This is a genomic window from Bradyrhizobium sp. LVM 105, from assembly GCF_003957705.1.
Taxonomy (GTDB): Bacteria; Pseudomonadota; Alphaproteobacteria; order Rhizobiales; family Xanthobacteraceae; genus Bradyrhizobium; species Bradyrhizobium frederickii.
Map to the genome: position 1 here is coordinate 146748 of NZ_QZMV01000006.1, position 13540 is coordinate 160287.

Below are 13540 nucleotides of genomic sequence, written 5' to 3' on the forward strand. Positions count from 1 at the left end.
CGCGATTCAACGGCGGCGGAGGCGAGAAGTTTCCCAAGGTGAAAACAGCTTGGCTGGCTTTCTGCACCCCGTGGCAAAACCGCAAGATCGGTCGAGCACCTCCTGCCCGCATAGGCTTTAGCTGGCGCTGCCACGGAGAACGGAACGATGACGGCGGCGCTTCGCAACTACCATACCCGGATGCAGCGGGTGCTGGATCACATCGACCGGCATCTGGATGATGATCTTGACCTCGATGCGCTGAGCAGCGTCGCCGCCTACTCGAAGTATCATTTCCACCGGCAGTTCACGGCGACCTTCAGGCTGTCCGTGCATCGCTATATCCAGCTCGCCCGCATGAAGCGCGCTTCATACCGGTTGGCCTACAGCGACGCCGAAAGCGTCACGGATATCGCTGCGCGTCGTCGGCAACACCGACAATCTCGAGCCCGCCGCGCTGTTCCTCTATCGCGACTGGCTTCCGGCCAGCGGTGAGGAAGCCCGCGACTTCCGATCTATTGCCAGCGGCTGAGCTTCGTTCCTGATGTCGCCGAGCACGAGGCGGCCGCGGATCTATTCCTGCCGTTGAAATGAACTGCTCTCACCACATGCAGCGTCATTCCCGGATGCGTGCGTGCGCAGGCCCCGAATCCATCGGGCCGCATGCCCCGCCGCAAAATGGATTCCGGGCTCGCCCTTTCAGGGCGCCCCGGAATGACGCGTGGAGCAGCGGCAACCGCGCGCGAGGCGTCGGGCAAAACAACCTGGTCAAGGCCTTCGCGTCGCTGCGCTCGCGATGACGATGGAGAGAGAGCGCCCCTGCCTCCTCTCGTGCCCCGGACGCAGCGCAGCGCCCTTGGCGGTGCGCTGCAGAGCCGGGGCCCATGCCGCACCGAAAGTCCAGAGCGCTGGGTCCCGGTTCTGCGCAGCGTAAGAACGCTGCAGCGCGTCCGGGACAGGAGGGCGAGTTACGCCGCCGCCTTCTGCCGCGCCACCAGCGCTTCGCCAAACGCCTCGAACAGCTTGCGGTTGATCGGATTGTGCTGGGGATCGTATTCGGCGTGCCATTGCACGCCGAGCGCAAAGCTCGGGGCTTCCGCGATCCGGATCGCTTCGATGGTGCCGTCCTCGGCGACGCCCTCGATCAGCACGCGCTTGCCGGGATCGAGAATGCCCTGGCCGTGCAGCGAATTGACCCTGATCTTCTCGCAGCCGAGAATCCTTGCGAACGCCCCGCCCGGCGTCAGGTCGACGTCGTGGCGGTCGGCGAATATGACGGTCGGATCGGGATGGATTTCGCCGTTCTCGAGCCGTGGCATGCGATGGTTCATACGGCCGGGAATTTCGCGGATCTCCGGATGGAGCGAGCCGCCGAAGGCGACGTTCATCTCCTGCAGGCCGCGGCAGATGCCGAACAGCGGGATGCCGCGGGCAACACAGGCAACGGAAAGGGCCAGCGCCACCTCGTCGCGGTGGATGTCGTAGGGCTCGTGCTTCTCGCAGGGGTCGACGTTGAAACGGGTCGGGTGCACGTTGGCCCGTGCGCCGGTGAGGATGATGCCGTCCACGGTGTCGAGCAGTGCCGCAATATCGGTGATGTCAGGCGAGCCCGCGAACATCACCGGCAAGCCGCCGGAGACCTCGGCCACGGCGCGCAAATTGCGCTCGCCGACCATCTGGACCTGAAATCGATTTTCGACGCGATGGGCATTCCCGATCACGCCGACGACCGGCTTTCTCATCTGTCGTTCCGCGCCTCCCGTCAGAAGATTCTCCCAACATGCCCCTCGGATGGAACAAATTCAACAGAAGGGATCGCGGGACGGCAATGCTATTTTCGCGCAAATGCCGCCCGGGCCTCGCCCCCGGCGGGCAGACCGGCGGCCTTCAGCGCCGTTGCCGCGCCATCGCCGCGCGCGGTCAGCCAGGGCAGCTTCGCGTCGATGCCACGCGTCACGGGCTCCCCGAGCATGCCACCGAAATCAATCGGCCAGAACCCGTTGGGCACGACTTCGGCCGAAAGGCCGCGGATCGCATGGCCCTCGCCCAGAACCGCCTCCGCATGGTCGGCGGCGACGAGCCGGGCGGTCGCAGGATCATTGGGATCGCCAAAGCTCAGGAGCACGGGGACGAGGTCTGCCTGCACCGGGACCACGCCGGTCTGCCGGTGCATATCGTTGAACGAGACGCGGTTGCCGCGTCCGGCGCCGTAGGCGCGGAGCGCGACATAGTTGATGTCGTCAAAGTCCAGCCTGGCGCCCTGCCAGTGCGCCAGCGAGGCCACCAGATTCTTGCCCTGACCGAGGTCGACGAACACCGCCTCCCCGCGCATCGTGGTGCGGCCGCCGCGGTTGTAATTGCGGTCGGGCACGACGGCCAGAATGCCGGACCCGGACTTGATCCCGTCGGGCGTCGTCACCTCGACCGTGAGGCGATATTTGTGGCCGGGCCGGTGGATGCGGATCTGGTCGCCGATCACGAGCACGGCCAGGAGTCCGAGCAGACCGGCCCATTTGCTGATGAAGCTCAAACCGCCCCCGTTGTTCTGTCCTCACCGCTCTGCACCGTCGGCTTGCCGGCGTCAAACCAGAGCGTTGACGTGGTCTTGATCGGAAGCGCGTTTATCGAGAGAGTGCGGCGCCCTTGGCCCCGAAAGGACCCGATGTGACCCTATCCAAAAATGAACGCTCCCTCACTCGCAGCGAACTGGCCCGGGATCAGGCCTGGGCGATCTCGGTCGGGGGCATCGGCATCGTGCTGTTCACCGCGCTGCTTGTCTTCACCTGGTATTTCGCGGCGACCTTGCTGCTGATCTTCACCGGCATGCTGCTCGGTCTCGGCCTCAACGCGCTGACGATCGCGCTCGGTCGCCGCGTGCCCCTGCCGCATGCGGTGCGGCTCGCGATCGTCTGCACCGCGCTTGCCCTGATGCTCGCCGGCATCGCCTATCTCGGCGGCGCCACCATCGCCGAGCAGGCTTCGCTGCTGAGCAAGACCCTCAAGTCGCAGCTCGCCAATGTCAGGTCGTTCCTCGACAACCACGGCATCGACACCAGCTTCTTCGATCTCGGCAACGGCGGAGCCGATTCCGCGGTCAGTCCGCCGGCGGAGACGAGCCCCCCACCGGCGACGCCCTCACGCAGCGCCTTGCCCGGCGCGGGCGCGCTGGCCTCCAGCGGCGGCGCGATCGTGAGCCAGACCTTCAAGGTGCTGCTCGGCACCATCCACGGCGTCGGCAACATCTTCATCGTGCTGTTCCTGGGCTTCGCCTTCGCCGCCCAGCCGGCCGTCTATCACGACGGCCTCCTGTTCCTGGCGCCGGCCAGGCACCGCACCCGCGTCACCCTCATCATCGACCGCATAGCCGAGACCCTCGAGCGCTGGCTGATCGCGCAGATCATCGTCATGCTCGCGGTCGGCGTGGTGACCTGGATTGGCCTTGCCCTCATCGGCATTCCCGGCTCGTTCATCCTGGGAATTCAGGCCGGCCTGCTCGCCTTCATCCCGACCGTCGGGGCCATCATCGCCGGCGTCATCGTGGTGCTGGCAAGCCTTGCCTCGGGCTGGATCCCGGCCCTGTCGGCCTTTCTGCTCTTCATGGGCGTGCACGCCATGGAGAGCTACGTGCTGACGCCGGTCCTGCAACGGCAGGCGCTGGACATCCCGCCGGCCACGCTGTTCGCGTTCCAGATCCTGCTCGGCGTCGTGTTCGGAATCTGGGGACTGGCCCTGGCGCTGCCGCTGGTCGCCATCGCCAAGGTCATGATCGACCATTTCAAGACTTATGAGGCGGCGCCGCTGATGGAGGCGGCGTGAGGCGGCCCGCCTCGGCTCAGGTCGTCAGCACGGTCTCGGTGTGCTCGACCTCGGGGGGCGACGCGAAATACTGGCCGACGAGGCCGCGCCATTCGGTGAAATGCTCCGAGCCGCGGAAATCGACGGTGTGGTTCTCAAGCGTCGCCCACTTCACCATCAGCCGGTAGCGTTGCGGCTTCTCGATCGACTTGTGCAATTCGAAGCCGTGAAAGCCCTTGGAGCGGCCGAAAGCGGCCTTGGCCTTGGCGACGGCGGCCTCGAAGTCCTTCTCGCTGCCCGGCTTGACGTCGATTTGCGCGATCTCGGTGATCATCGGTTTCCACCCTTCTTGTTCGATGGGCGTGTCTAGCGCAGCCGGCGAAAAAGAAAAAGGCGCCGAAACGGCGCCCTGGTCGGCCCAAATATGCAGATCGCTCAGACCAGCAGCAGGACCGTGCCCGCCACGATGAGGACGCAACCGGCGAACAGCGCGAGCGGCCAGGTGCTGCGGCGGCTTTGCGTGTAGCGGCCCTGCGCGCGGCGCTCGGTGATCAGCGCGCTCTCGTATTCATCCGCGGTCGAGAACAGGCAGGCGAAACCGCTGCGTGCCGAGGCCGCAGCGGCTTCGAGCGACATCAGGGCGGCTTGCGGGTTCTGTCGACGGATCGATTCCATGACCGCAATGGTAGGGATCGAATGGTAAACAGAGCATTACCGCAAACGCCGCCTCGCGTCTCAGGCGGTGGCCGGCCGCGCCTGCGGCGCACCGACCCGCGCGGCGCTCTGGCGGCGCCAGTTCTCCAGCGACAACGGTAGCTCCTCCGCCGCCTCGACGCGGTTACGGCCGCCGCGCTTGGCCTGGTAGAGCGCGGTGTCGGCGGACGCCAGCAGCACCTCGAGCTCGGTGCCGGCAGGCCCGCCGGCGACGCCGATGCTGACGGTGGTATCGACCGGCCCCTCATCGACCACGACGCCGGAGGTCTCGAACGCCTCGCGCACGCGCTCGGCGACCAGCACGCCCTCCTCCAGCGAGCACGGCAAGAGCGCTGCGAATTCCTCGCCGCCGATGCGGCCCGACAGGTCGGAGATGCGTAAATTGCTGACGACGACGGTCGAGAACAGCTTCAGCATCTCGTCGCCGGCGGGATGGCCGAAGCGGTCGTTGATCGACTTGAAGTGGTCGATGTCGAAGATCATCACGGTCACGGGGCGCCCGGCCTTGGCCTCGCGCTCGATGACGCGGCCGCAGGCCTCGGAGAAGCCGCGGCGGTTGAGCATGCCGGTCAGGGGATCGGTGGAAGCCGCGGTCCGGTGCGCGGTCACCGTGCGCTCGGACACCAGCATGAAGATCACGAAGACGGTGCCGACGGCATAGAGGATGAGCTCGACCGCGAATACGGTGACCCAGATGCTGCCGGAGAAGCCGGCATCGTTCGGGCGCAGGAAGCTGCCGATCAGGATCGGCAGCATCAACACGCAGCCGTGCATCACCGGCATCACTAAGGCCGGCCAGCGTCGTTGCAGGCTCTTGCGCCGTTCGGTCCAGAGCTCGCTGGCGGTCAGCGCCGCATAGACCGAGACGATGCCGGCGCCGACGATCATGCGCAGCATGGATGCCGCGGGATCCAGCAATGTCACGGCGGCGACCCAGGCGAGCGCGCCGAGCACGAGACCCGGCCAGTTCGGCTTGCGGCCGTGGAAGACGCGCGCCGCGTTCCACACCATGCCGCAGGCAACGAAGCCGACGGCATTTAACGCCAGATAGAGATGCGGACCGAGTCTGTCGCCGGCCGCGGTCCATAGCGCGACGGACGCGGCACCGAGCAGATAGGCGGTGCCCCACCATTTCAGTGCAGGGCTGTTTTCCTGCCTGCCGAAAAACACCATCATCGCGCCGAGCAATGCGGCAACCATGGTGGCGACCAAATAGAGCGTGATGCTATCGAGCGACATCATGTCGGCCCCCTTTAGATCATAGCAGTTACGCGATCGGCACATCCGATTTGCGCGCCCTTCCGAAGGCGACGCTAGGTCTGGCGAGTTCCATTCAGGTTTTCGCGGGAGGCCAAGTTTTCCCGAAACACGCCCTCAATTTGCATACAAACGAGCAGCAAAAAGGGCGCTGAAATCAGCGCCCTTTTGCATCTCATTGAAGCCGCTTTCGCGGCGAATGCGACCGAAGCGATTAACGCTTCGAGAACTGGAAGGAGCGGCGGGCCTTGGCCTTGCCGTACTTCTTGCGCTCGACCACGCGCGAGTCGCGGGTCAGGAAGCCGCCCTTCTTGAGCACGCCGCGCAGCTCCGGCTCGAAATAGGTCAGCGCCTTGGAGATGCCGTGACGGACCGCGCCGGCCTGGCCGGACAGGCCGCCGCCGGCGACGGTGCAGATCACGTCGTACTGGCCCGAACGCTGGGCCACGGAGAACGGCTGCTCGATCATCATGCGCAGCACGGGACGGGCGAAATAGACCTCGACCTCGCGCGAATTGACGGTGACCTTGCCGGCGCCCGGCTTGATCCACACGCGAGCGACCGCGTCCTTGCGCTTGCCGGTGGCATAGGCGCGGTTGAACTTGTCGACCTTCTTCTCGTGCTTGGGCGCGTCGGGCGCGGCCGCCGTCTTGAGCTGCGAGAGCTGGTCGAGCGACTGGATGGATTCGGCCATGTTATGCGGCCCTCGTGTTCTTGCGGTTCAACTTGGCGATGTCGATCTTCTCGGGCTGCTGCGCCTCGTGCGGATGATCGGCCCCGCCGTAGACACGCAGGTTGCCCATCTGCACGCGACCGAGCGGGCCACGCGGAATCATGCGCTCGACGGCCTTCTCGAGCACACGCTCGGGATGCTTGCCCTCGAGGATCTGGCGCGCGGTGCGCTCCTTGACGTGGCCGACATAGCCGGTGTGCTTGTAATAGGTCTTCTGCTCGCGCTTGCGACCGGTGAGGACCGCATGCTGCGCGTTGATGATGATGACGTTGTCGCCGCAATCGACGTGCGGAGTGTAGGTCGGGAGGTGCTTGCCGCGCAGGCGCATGGCGACGATGGTGGCGAGACGGCCGACGACCAGACCCTTGGCGTCGATCAGCACCCACTTCTTCGTCACCTCAGCCGGCTTTGCCGAAAAGGTTTTCATGTCAGAGTTTCCGTGGACGGGGAGCATCGGCGCGAACACCGCACCGGACTGCGCGGGTTCTAGAGAAGAGACGCGCCACGGTCAATGCCCAGCGACGTAAATTATCTACGTAATATCAATTGCTTATAAATATGGTGCTATATTACCTGCAAAAAGCTCAAACATTTGGAATGGAATAGGTCGAGGTGACATGGGCGATCGGATCGGGCGAAGTGCCGGACAACAGCTTCACCTCCCCGACCGCCAACCGCTTGCCGAGCTTGAGCAGCCGCGCCTCGGCCAGCACGTCCTGGCCGGGCAGGCCCTTGCGCAGGAAGTTGATGTTGAGATTGGTGGTCACGGCGAGCCCGACCGGCCCGATCGCGGACAGGAGCACCACATACATGGCGAAATCGGCCAGCGCCATCAGCGTCGGGCCGGACACGGTCCCGCCCGGCCGCAGCATCCTTTCGCTGTAACGCTGCCGCAGGAGGCAAGTCTGGCCGTCCGCGCTTTCGATCGTGATGTCGTCGCCGCTAAAGGCCTGGGGAAACTCGTGACGGAGGAACTGCTCGACCTCTGCCACGCTCAATTTCGCTAACGCCATGCTGTTCCCCGCCCTCGCTTCGCTTGCCCTGTTACATTAAGTTATCTGTGTCATCCAATTGCAATCATTTAGCGGAAATCGCGTCAATGTCCGTCACGGCCGCCCGCGCCCCCTCCCCGCAACCGCCGATCCTGCTGCGCGAGACCGCAGGTCCCATCGCGATCCTGACGCTGAACCGCCCCGCCGCGCGCAACAGCCTGTCGGCCGCGATGATCGCGAGCCTGCATGCGGAGCTCGATGATATCCGCGACGACAAGGCGGTCCGCGGCGTCGTGATCGCCGCCACCGGCCCGGCCTTCTCGGCCGGTCACGACATGAAGGAGCTCACCGCGCGCCGCACCGATCCCGATCGCGGCCGCGCCTTCTTCGCCGAGATGATGAATGCCTGCAGCGCCATGATGCAGGCCATCGTGCATCTGCCGAAGCCTGTCGTCGCGTCCGTTCAGGGCATCGCGACCGCGGCCGGCTGCCAGCTGGTTGCCAGCTGCGATCTTGCGATCGCATCGGAGGACGCGAAGTTCGCCACGCCCGGCGTCGACATCGGCCTGTTCTGCTCGACGCCGATGGTGGCGCTGTCGCGCAACGTCCCGCGCAAGCAGGCCATGGAGATGCTGCTGACGGGAGAGCCTGTCACGGCCGAGCGGGCCCGCGAGATCGGCCTCATCAACCGCGTGGTGCCCGCCGGTACCGAACTCGGTGCCGCGATCGAGCTCGCGCAGCAGGTCGCGCTGAAATCCGCCTACACCGTCAAGCTCGGCAAGGAGGCGTTCTACCGCCAGGCCGAGATGAGCCTTGCGGACGCCTATCGCTATGCGGCAGAGGTGATGACCGAGAACATGATGGCGCGCGACGCCGAGGAAGGCATCGGCGCCTTCATCGAGAAGCGCAAGCCGACATGGCGGGATGAGTAGAATTCGTCATTGCGAGCGAAGCGAAGCAATCCAGAATCCCTCCGCAGTGACAGACTGGATTGCTTCGTCGCTTCGCTCCTCGCAATGACAGCAGCAAAGAAGATCCGATGAACCACGACGCCTATCCCGACAATTACATCCGCGGCATCCTCAACAGCGTGAAGTCGATCGCGATGGTCGGCGCCTCGCCGGTCAACGTGCGGCCGAGCTATTTCGCGTTCAAATACCTGGCGCAGCGCGGCTACGACATGATCCCGGTCAATCCGGGCCATGTCGGCAAGGAGCTGCTCGGAAAACCCTTTGTCGCCTCACTCTCGGACATCGGGCGTCCGATCGACATGATCGACATCTTTCGCAACTCCAGCCACATCATGCCCGTGGTCGAAGAGGCGCTCACGCTGGATCCGCTGCCGAAGGTGATCTGGATGCAGCTCGGCGCACGTGACGAAGCCGCGGCGGCGAAGGCGGAATCGGTCGGTATCAAGGTGGTGATGAACCGCTGCCCCAAGATCGAATATGGCCGCCTGTCGTCCGAGATCTCCTGGATGGGCGTGAATTCGCGCACGCTGAGCTCCAAGCGCGCGCCGGCACCAACGCAGGGCATGCGGCTCTCCCTCAATCGGATGAGTGTCGGCGGCGGCGAGACCGCGGCATCCGATCGGGCCGCCAAAAACAAGAACGAGCAAAGCTGACGCAATCGCGAAGGATTCGTTTCGCGAACGCGGCAATGCCTAGCAAGATCACTCCGAACTGACGTGGCGCCTTGACGGCGAGCGCGGCGCCCATCAGCATGCCGCGCGATTTCAGGCCACAAGAACAGGACGCCCTCAATGAGCGATCGCCTTCCGGGATTTTCAACCCTCGCCGTGCATGCCGGTGCACAGCCCGACCCCACCACCGGTGCGCGCGCGACTCCGATTTATCAAACCACCTCGTTCGTGTTCAACGACGCCGACCACGCCGCCTCGCTGTTCGGCCTGCAGGCATTCGGCAACATCTATACCCGCATCGGCAATCCCACCAATGCGGTGCTGGAAGAGCGCGTCGCCGCGCTCGAAGGCGGCACGGCCGCGCTGGCGGTGGCCTCGGGCCACGCCGCGCAGGTCGTGGTGCTGCAGCAATTGCTGCAGCCCGGCGACGAGTTCATCGCCGCGAGAAAGCTCTACGGCGGCTCGATCAACCAGTTCACGCACGCCTTCAAGAGCTTCGGCTGGAACGTGGTATGGGCCGATCCCGACGACATCGCGAGCTTCGAGCGCGCGGTGACGCCGCGCACGAAAGCCATCTTCATCGAGTCCATCGCCAACCCCGCCGGCAGCATCACCGACATCGAGGCGATCTCGACGGTCGCGCGCAAGGCGGGTGTGCCGCTGATCGTCGACAACACGCTGGCTTCGCCCTATCTGATCCGCCCGATCGACCACGGCGCCGACATCGTCGTGCACTCGCTGACGAAATTTTTGGGCGGTCACGGCAATTCGCTCGGCGGCATCATCGTCGATGCCGGCACCTTCGACTGGTCCACCGGCGGCAAATATCCGATGCTGTCGGAGCCGCGGCCCGAATATCACGGCATCCGCCTCCAGGAGACCTTCGGCAATTTCGCTTTCGCGATCGCCTGCCGCGTGCTCGGCCTGCGCGATCTCGGACCGGCATTGTCGCCGTTCAATGCCTTCATGATCCTCACGGGAATCGAGACGCTGCCGCTGCGGATGCAGAAGCACTGCGACAACGCCAAGGCGGTTGCCGAATTCCTCGCCGGACATCCGGCGGTGGCCTCGGTCAATTATGCGGGCCTGCCGAGCGACAAGTACAACCGGCTGGCCCGCAAATACGCGCCGAAGGGCGCGGGCGCCGTGTTCACCTTCAGCCTGAAGGGCGGCTATGACGCCGGCGTCAACCTGGTGTCGAAGCTGCAGCTGTTCTCGCATCTCGCCAATGTCGGCGACACCCGCTCGCTGGTGATCCACCCGGCTTCGACCACGCACAGCCAGCTCGACGACGCTTCCAAGATCAAGTCCGGCGCCGGCCCCGACGTGGTGCGGCTCTCGATCGGCATCGAGGACAAGGAAGACCTGATCGCGGATCTGGAACAGGCGCTGGGGGCGTAGTCGCTGTCGTTCCGGGGCGCGCAAAGCGCGAACCTCAGGTGCGCAATTGCGCACCGGGGAACCTTGAGATTCCGGGTTCGCGCTAAACGCGCGCCCCGGAATGACGGCGGCCGTTTCGGCCGCCGTCAGTTAACAGTCGTTAACCATATCTGCCCCATACATCGTCTTTGGATCGCCCCTTTGATTCGGAGCCGACGATGTTGCGCTGGATGGTGCCTGCCCTGACAGTGATGCTGACGGTCTCGGCTGCCGTTGCTGCCGACTTGCCGGCCACGCCGAAGCGGCGGGCCGTCGCGCCGCCGCAGGTCTATGTCGAGACCGATCCGGACGCACTGATCTCGCCGGCCTATGGCGTCGGCAGCTACATCCGCAATCTGCCCGGCACACCGCTCCTGCCCGGCTCTCACACGCTGCCCGGCTATTACGGCCGTCCCTGGGACTACGATTATCAGGGCGCGTATTACGGCGGAAAGCAGGTCGATTATTTCTGGCGCCTGCCCTATGCGTGCGGTGTTTACGGCTATTGCTGATCGGTCGGCCGATGTGATCAGCCGGCCTGACCGACCGGAACCGCGCGCGGCTGCGCGTGCGTCTGCTGGCGCGAAGCGAGCCGTTCCACCTGCATCACCGCAAGCGTCAGCACCGCGATCGCGACCGCCTGGTGCGACAGCGCAAGGTCGATCGGCACCTGGTTGAGCAGCGTGAGGATGCCGAGCACCGCCTGCACGCTGACCGCGGCGAGCAGCCACAGCGCCCCCGCCGCGCCTGCGCGCGAGCGCACCGCGTCGATTGCGTGCAGCAGCGCCAGCACGAGCAGCGCATAGGCGGTCATGCGGTGCTCGAACTGCACCGTCAGGACGTTGTCGAACATGTTGCGCCACCACGGCGTCTCGAACCACAGCCGCTCGGCCGAGGGAATGAACGCGCCGTCGATCTGCGGCCAGGTGTTGTAGGCGCGGCCGGCGCGCAAGCCCGCGACCAGCGCACCGAAATAGATCTGCACCAAAGTCACGACCAGCAGCAGCGCGCTCGTGAACCGCAGCCGCGCCGGCGCTGCGATCTGCGGCCGCTGCTCGAGCCGCCGCACCGTCCAGACGATGCCGGCGAAGATCAGCAGCGCGAGCAGCAGATGCGTCGCCAGCCGATATTGCGACACCTCGACCCGTTCCGTCAGGCCCGAGGCGACCATCCACCAGCCCACCGCACCCTGGAGCCCGCCGAGCGCGAACAGCAGCCACAGCCGGCGCTTCAGCTCACCGGACAGACCGCCGCGCCACAGGAAGAACAGGAACGGCAACAGATAGGCGACGCCGATGAAGCGGCCGAGCAAGCGGTGGCTCCACTCCCACCAGAAGATCTCCTTGAACTCGGACAGGCTCATGCCCGCATTGAGCTCGCGATATTGCGGGATCTTCTTGTAGGCCTCGAACGCCTCGGTCCACTGCGCCTCCGACAGCGGCGGCACGCTGCCGGTGACCGGTTTCCACTCGACGATCGAAAGGCCGGATTCCGTCAGCCGCGTCGCGCCGCCCACCAGCACCATCAACGCGATCAGCGCGGCGACGAAGATCAGCCACCAGCGCACGGCGCGATGCGGATTGGTCGGAACGGAATTCGTCGTCATTCAGGGGTTAAAACCAGGGCTTGAACCGGACTGCGTGCCCCTTATAGTCCCCCGCTCCCGCAGCGCAAGTTACGCGACAACAGCAAGCTCCCGTCATGACGATCCGCACCCGCAAGTTCCTCGGCGCCATCCTGCTGCTGGTGCTGGCAACGGTCTGGGCCTTGCTCGGCATGGCCGCGGCGCAGATGCCGTGGATTGCCGAATCCGGCTGGCGGCAGGCAATCTACTACGTGGTGGTCGGGATGGGCTGGGTGCTGCCGGCCATGCCAATCGTGAGCTGGATGCAGCGTCCCGACCGGGTCAAGTCTGGCCGGTAGTGCTGCCGGTCGGTTTCACCGGCGCAAAGGCAGCGCCCGACACCAGGACGCGCAACATGCGCAGCGAGCGCACACGGCCGTCCCAGGAGATCCGCGGCAGCGCGCGCAAATTGGTCCGTCCCTCCGCATCCACGATGCCCGGGATGGTCGACACCGCGCTGGCAAAGCCGGCCTCCTCCGCCATGATGACATGACTGCGCCGGAACGAGGCGCGATCGCCGAACGGAAAGGCGAAATGCCCGATCTCGCGGCGGAAGGCGGCTTCCGCAACGGCCTTGCCCATCGTCATCTCCCGCAGCGCCGCACTGTCCTTCATGTTGGCGAGAACAGGATAGTTCACGGTCGCGCTGCCGATCGTGACGAGCGGATCGGCAGCGAGCTTCGCCAGATCCTCCCAATCCATCGACGCCTCGCGCGAGAGTGCGGCAAGGTCGATCCGGTAGCGCGTGCAGAGATCGGCGATCGCCGCCGCCAGATCCGCCGGCGACAGCGAGCGCAACCAACTCTCGAGATGCGCAAACAGCGCCTGCTTCCCGGCCCGATCCGTGACGACGAAGCGTTGCTCTTTCTCGCCCATCATCAGGTTGATGCGGCTCTCGCGCGCGACCACCTGTTCGAGCGCGAGCCACCAGGCCTGTCCGACGCCGTCGGGAAACGCGGTGGGCACGTAGATCGTGAAGGGCACCGCGTGATGTGCCAGCACGGGGTAGGCAAATTCGATGAGATCCTTGGGCGCGCCGTCGAAGGTGAGCGCCACGAAGCGCCGCGGCTCCGGCAACGTCACCGCGCGCCGGCAGACCTCGTCCATGCCGAGAAAATCGTACTCCCAGCGCTTCAGCGCGCGAATGGCGCGATCGAGGAATTGCGGCGTGATCTCGTGCGCGCGCAGCGGCTGAAACCCGCCGCGCCGCGGGCGCACCCGTTCAAAGCGCAGGATGGCGCCGGCACCACGGCTGCCCAGCGCGGCCCGGCCGGTGAACCAGGCCAGCTCGAGGCGCAGCCGTTCCAGCCATCTGTCGTCGGAGGCCAATGTCCCCACCTTTGAGCCTCACCCTTGAGCCTCACCCACCGTTGGCGCCCTCAAGG

The 13540-nt window shown here is 65.5% G+C and carries 16 protein-coding genes and 1 pseudogene; 7 read left to right on the plus strand and 10 right to left on the minus strand.

The window, feature by feature from the left end; translation table 11 throughout:
- Window positions 1-147 precede the first annotated feature (147 nt).
- Window positions 148-573, plus strand: a pseudogene (locus D6B98_RS18940) (GyrI-like domain-containing protein).
- A gap of 374 nt (window positions 574-947) precedes the next feature.
- Here the strand turns inward: D6B98_RS18940 and D6B98_RS18945 are convergent.
- Window positions 948-1721: a gamma-glutamyl-gamma-aminobutyrate hydrolase family protein gene (locus D6B98_RS18945; RefSeq protein WP_126258467.1), complete on the minus strand. Its 774-nt coding sequence runs from the start codon at window positions 1719-1721 to the stop codon at window positions 948-950.
- A gap of 89 nt (window positions 1722-1810) precedes the next feature.
- Window positions 1811-2509 (minus strand): hypothetical protein, encoded by a 699-nt coding sequence (locus D6B98_RS18950; protein WP_126258468.1) that lies wholly within the window; start codon window positions 2507-2509, stop codon window positions 1811-1813.
- A gap of 134 nt (window positions 2510-2643) precedes the next feature.
- Between D6B98_RS18950 and D6B98_RS18955 the strand changes: the two genes are divergently transcribed.
- The gene (locus tag D6B98_RS18955; protein ID WP_126258469.1) at window positions 2644-3795 is read left to right on the plus strand and encodes an AI-2E family transporter; all 1152 of its coding nucleotides are present in this window, start codon (window positions 2644-2646) and stop codon (window positions 3793-3795) included.
- A 16-nt stretch (window positions 3796-3811) separates the two neighbouring features.
- On the opposite strand, the gene D6B98_RS18960 is transcribed toward D6B98_RS18955, so the two are convergent.
- The 6 genes from D6B98_RS18960 to D6B98_RS18985 form a co-directional block, all read right to left on the minus strand.
- Complete coding sequence (locus D6B98_RS18960; RefSeq protein ID WP_126258470.1) at window positions 3812-4108, minus strand: antibiotic biosynthesis monooxygenase family protein; 297 nt, start codon at window positions 4106-4108, stop codon at window positions 3812-3814.
- A gap of 101 nt (window positions 4109-4209) precedes the next feature.
- Complete coding sequence (locus D6B98_RS18965; RefSeq protein ID WP_126258471.1) at window positions 4210-4449, minus strand: hypothetical protein; 240 nt, start codon at window positions 4447-4449, stop codon at window positions 4210-4212.
- 60 nt (window positions 4450-4509) lie between these two features.
- Window positions 4510-5730: a GGDEF domain-containing protein gene (locus D6B98_RS18970; RefSeq protein ID WP_126258472.1), complete on the minus strand. Its 1221-nt coding sequence runs from the start codon at window positions 5728-5730 to the stop codon at window positions 4510-4512.
- Between the two features lie 229 nt (window positions 5731-5959).
- Window positions 5960-6439 carry a 30S ribosomal protein S9 gene (gene rpsI / locus D6B98_RS18975; RefSeq protein ID WP_028136031.1) on the minus strand — a complete coding sequence of 160 codons (480 nt, stop codon included), beginning with the start codon at window positions 6437-6439 and terminating at the stop codon, window positions 5960-5962.
- 1 nt (window position 6440) lies between these two features.
- Window positions 6441-6905 carry a 50S ribosomal protein L13 gene (rplM, locus tag D6B98_RS18980; RefSeq protein ID WP_011087726.1) on the minus strand — a complete coding sequence of 155 codons (465 nt, stop codon included), beginning with the start codon at window positions 6903-6905 and terminating at the stop codon, window positions 6441-6443.
- 157 nt (window positions 6906-7062) lie between these two features.
- Window positions 7063-7491: a PaaI family thioesterase gene (locus D6B98_RS18985; protein ID WP_126258473.1), complete on the minus strand. Its 429-nt coding sequence runs from the start codon at window positions 7489-7491 to the stop codon at window positions 7063-7065.
- Window positions 7492-7577: 86 nt separating this feature from the next.
- Between D6B98_RS18985 and D6B98_RS18990 the strand changes: the two genes are divergently transcribed.
- From D6B98_RS18990 to D6B98_RS19005, 4 genes are all read left to right on the plus strand, one after another.
- Window positions 7578-8402, plus strand: a complete 825-nt coding sequence (locus D6B98_RS18990; protein ID WP_126258474.1) for an enoyl-CoA hydratase — start codon at window positions 7578-7580, stop codon at window positions 8400-8402.
- Between the two features lie 107 nt (window positions 8403-8509).
- The gene (locus D6B98_RS18995) at window positions 8510-9094 is read left to right on the plus strand and encodes a CoA-binding protein (RefSeq protein WP_126258475.1); all 585 of its coding nucleotides are present in this window, start codon (window positions 8510-8512) and stop codon (window positions 9092-9094) included.
- A 138-nt stretch (window positions 9095-9232) separates the two neighbouring features.
- Window positions 9233-10513, plus strand: coding sequence for an O-acetylhomoserine aminocarboxypropyltransferase (locus D6B98_RS19000; protein WP_126258476.1), 1281 nt, complete (start codon window positions 9233-9235; stop codon window positions 10511-10513).
- 197 nt (window positions 10514-10710) lie between these two features.
- Entirely contained in the window at window positions 10711-11043 is a 333-nt protein-coding gene (locus D6B98_RS19005) for a hypothetical protein (RefSeq protein WP_126258477.1), read from the plus strand.
- Between the two features lie 17 nt (window positions 11044-11060).
- On the opposite strand, the gene D6B98_RS19010 is transcribed toward D6B98_RS19005, so the two are convergent.
- A complete protein-coding gene (locus tag D6B98_RS19010) occupies window positions 11061-12137 on the minus strand; it encodes a COX15/CtaA family protein (RefSeq protein WP_126258478.1) in 1077 nt (358 codons plus the stop codon).
- Between the two features lie 95 nt (window positions 12138-12232).
- Here D6B98_RS19010 and D6B98_RS19015 point away from each other — a divergent pair, with 95 nt between their 5' ends.
- Window positions 12233-12454: a DUF2842 domain-containing protein gene (locus D6B98_RS19015; protein WP_126258479.1), complete on the plus strand. Its 222-nt coding sequence runs from the start codon at window positions 12233-12235 to the stop codon at window positions 12452-12454.
- On the opposite strand, the gene D6B98_RS19020 is transcribed toward D6B98_RS19015, so the two are convergent.
- Complete coding sequence (locus tag D6B98_RS19020) at window positions 12438-13484, minus strand: polysaccharide deacetylase family protein (protein WP_126258715.1); 1047 nt, start codon at window positions 13482-13484, stop codon at window positions 12438-12440. The genes D6B98_RS19015 and D6B98_RS19020 overlap by 17 nt on opposite strands.
- Between the last annotated feature and the right edge of the window lie 56 nt (window positions 13485-13540).

Bases quoted from the DNA above. Each gene is read 5' to 3' on its own strand.
- D6B98_RS19000 (WP_126258476.1), top strand. From the start codon at position 9,233: ATGAGCGATCGCCTTCCGGGATTTTCAACCCTCGCCGTGCATGCCGGT.
- D6B98_RS18970 (WP_126258472.1), bottom strand. From the start codon at position 5,730: ATGATGTCGCTCGATAGCATCACGCTCTATTTGGTCGCCACCATGGTT.
- D6B98_RS18960 (WP_126258470.1), bottom strand. From the start codon at position 4,108: ATGATCACCGAGATCGCGCAAATCGACGTCAAGCCGGGCAGCGAGAAG.
- rplM (WP_011087726.1), bottom strand. From the start codon at position 6,905: ATGAAAACCTTTTCGGCAAAGCCGGCTGAGGTGACGAAGAAGTGGGTG.
- rpsI (WP_028136031.1), bottom strand. From the start codon at position 6,439: ATGGCCGAATCCATCCAGTCGCTCGACCAGCTCTCGCAGCTCAAGACG.
- D6B98_RS18965 (WP_126258471.1), bottom strand. From the start codon at position 4,449: ATGGAATCGATCCGTCGACAGAACCCGCAAGCCGCCCTGATGTCGCTC.
- D6B98_RS18985 (WP_126258473.1), bottom strand. From the start codon at position 7,491: ATGGCGTTAGCGAAATTGAGCGTGGCAGAGGTCGAGCAGTTCCTCCGT.
- D6B98_RS19015 (WP_126258479.1), top strand. From the start codon at position 12,233: ATGACGATCCGCACCCGCAAGTTCCTCGGCGCCATCCTGCTGCTGGTG.
- D6B98_RS18990 (WP_126258474.1), top strand. From the start codon at position 7,578: ATGTCCGTCACGGCCGCCCGCGCCCCCTCCCCGCAACCGCCGATCCTG.
- D6B98_RS19010 (WP_126258478.1), bottom strand. From the start codon at position 12,137: ATGACGACGAATTCCGTTCCGACCAATCCGCATCGCGCCGTGCGCTGG.
- D6B98_RS18995 (WP_126258475.1), top strand. From the start codon at position 8,510: ATGAACCACGACGCCTATCCCGACAATTACATCCGCGGCATCCTCAAC.
- D6B98_RS19005 (WP_126258477.1), top strand. From the start codon at position 10,711: ATGTTGCGCTGGATGGTGCCTGCCCTGACAGTGATGCTGACGGTCTCG.
- D6B98_RS18945 (WP_126258467.1), bottom strand. From the start codon at position 1,721: ATGAGAAAGCCGGTCGTCGGCGTGATCGGGAATGCCCATCGCGTCGAA.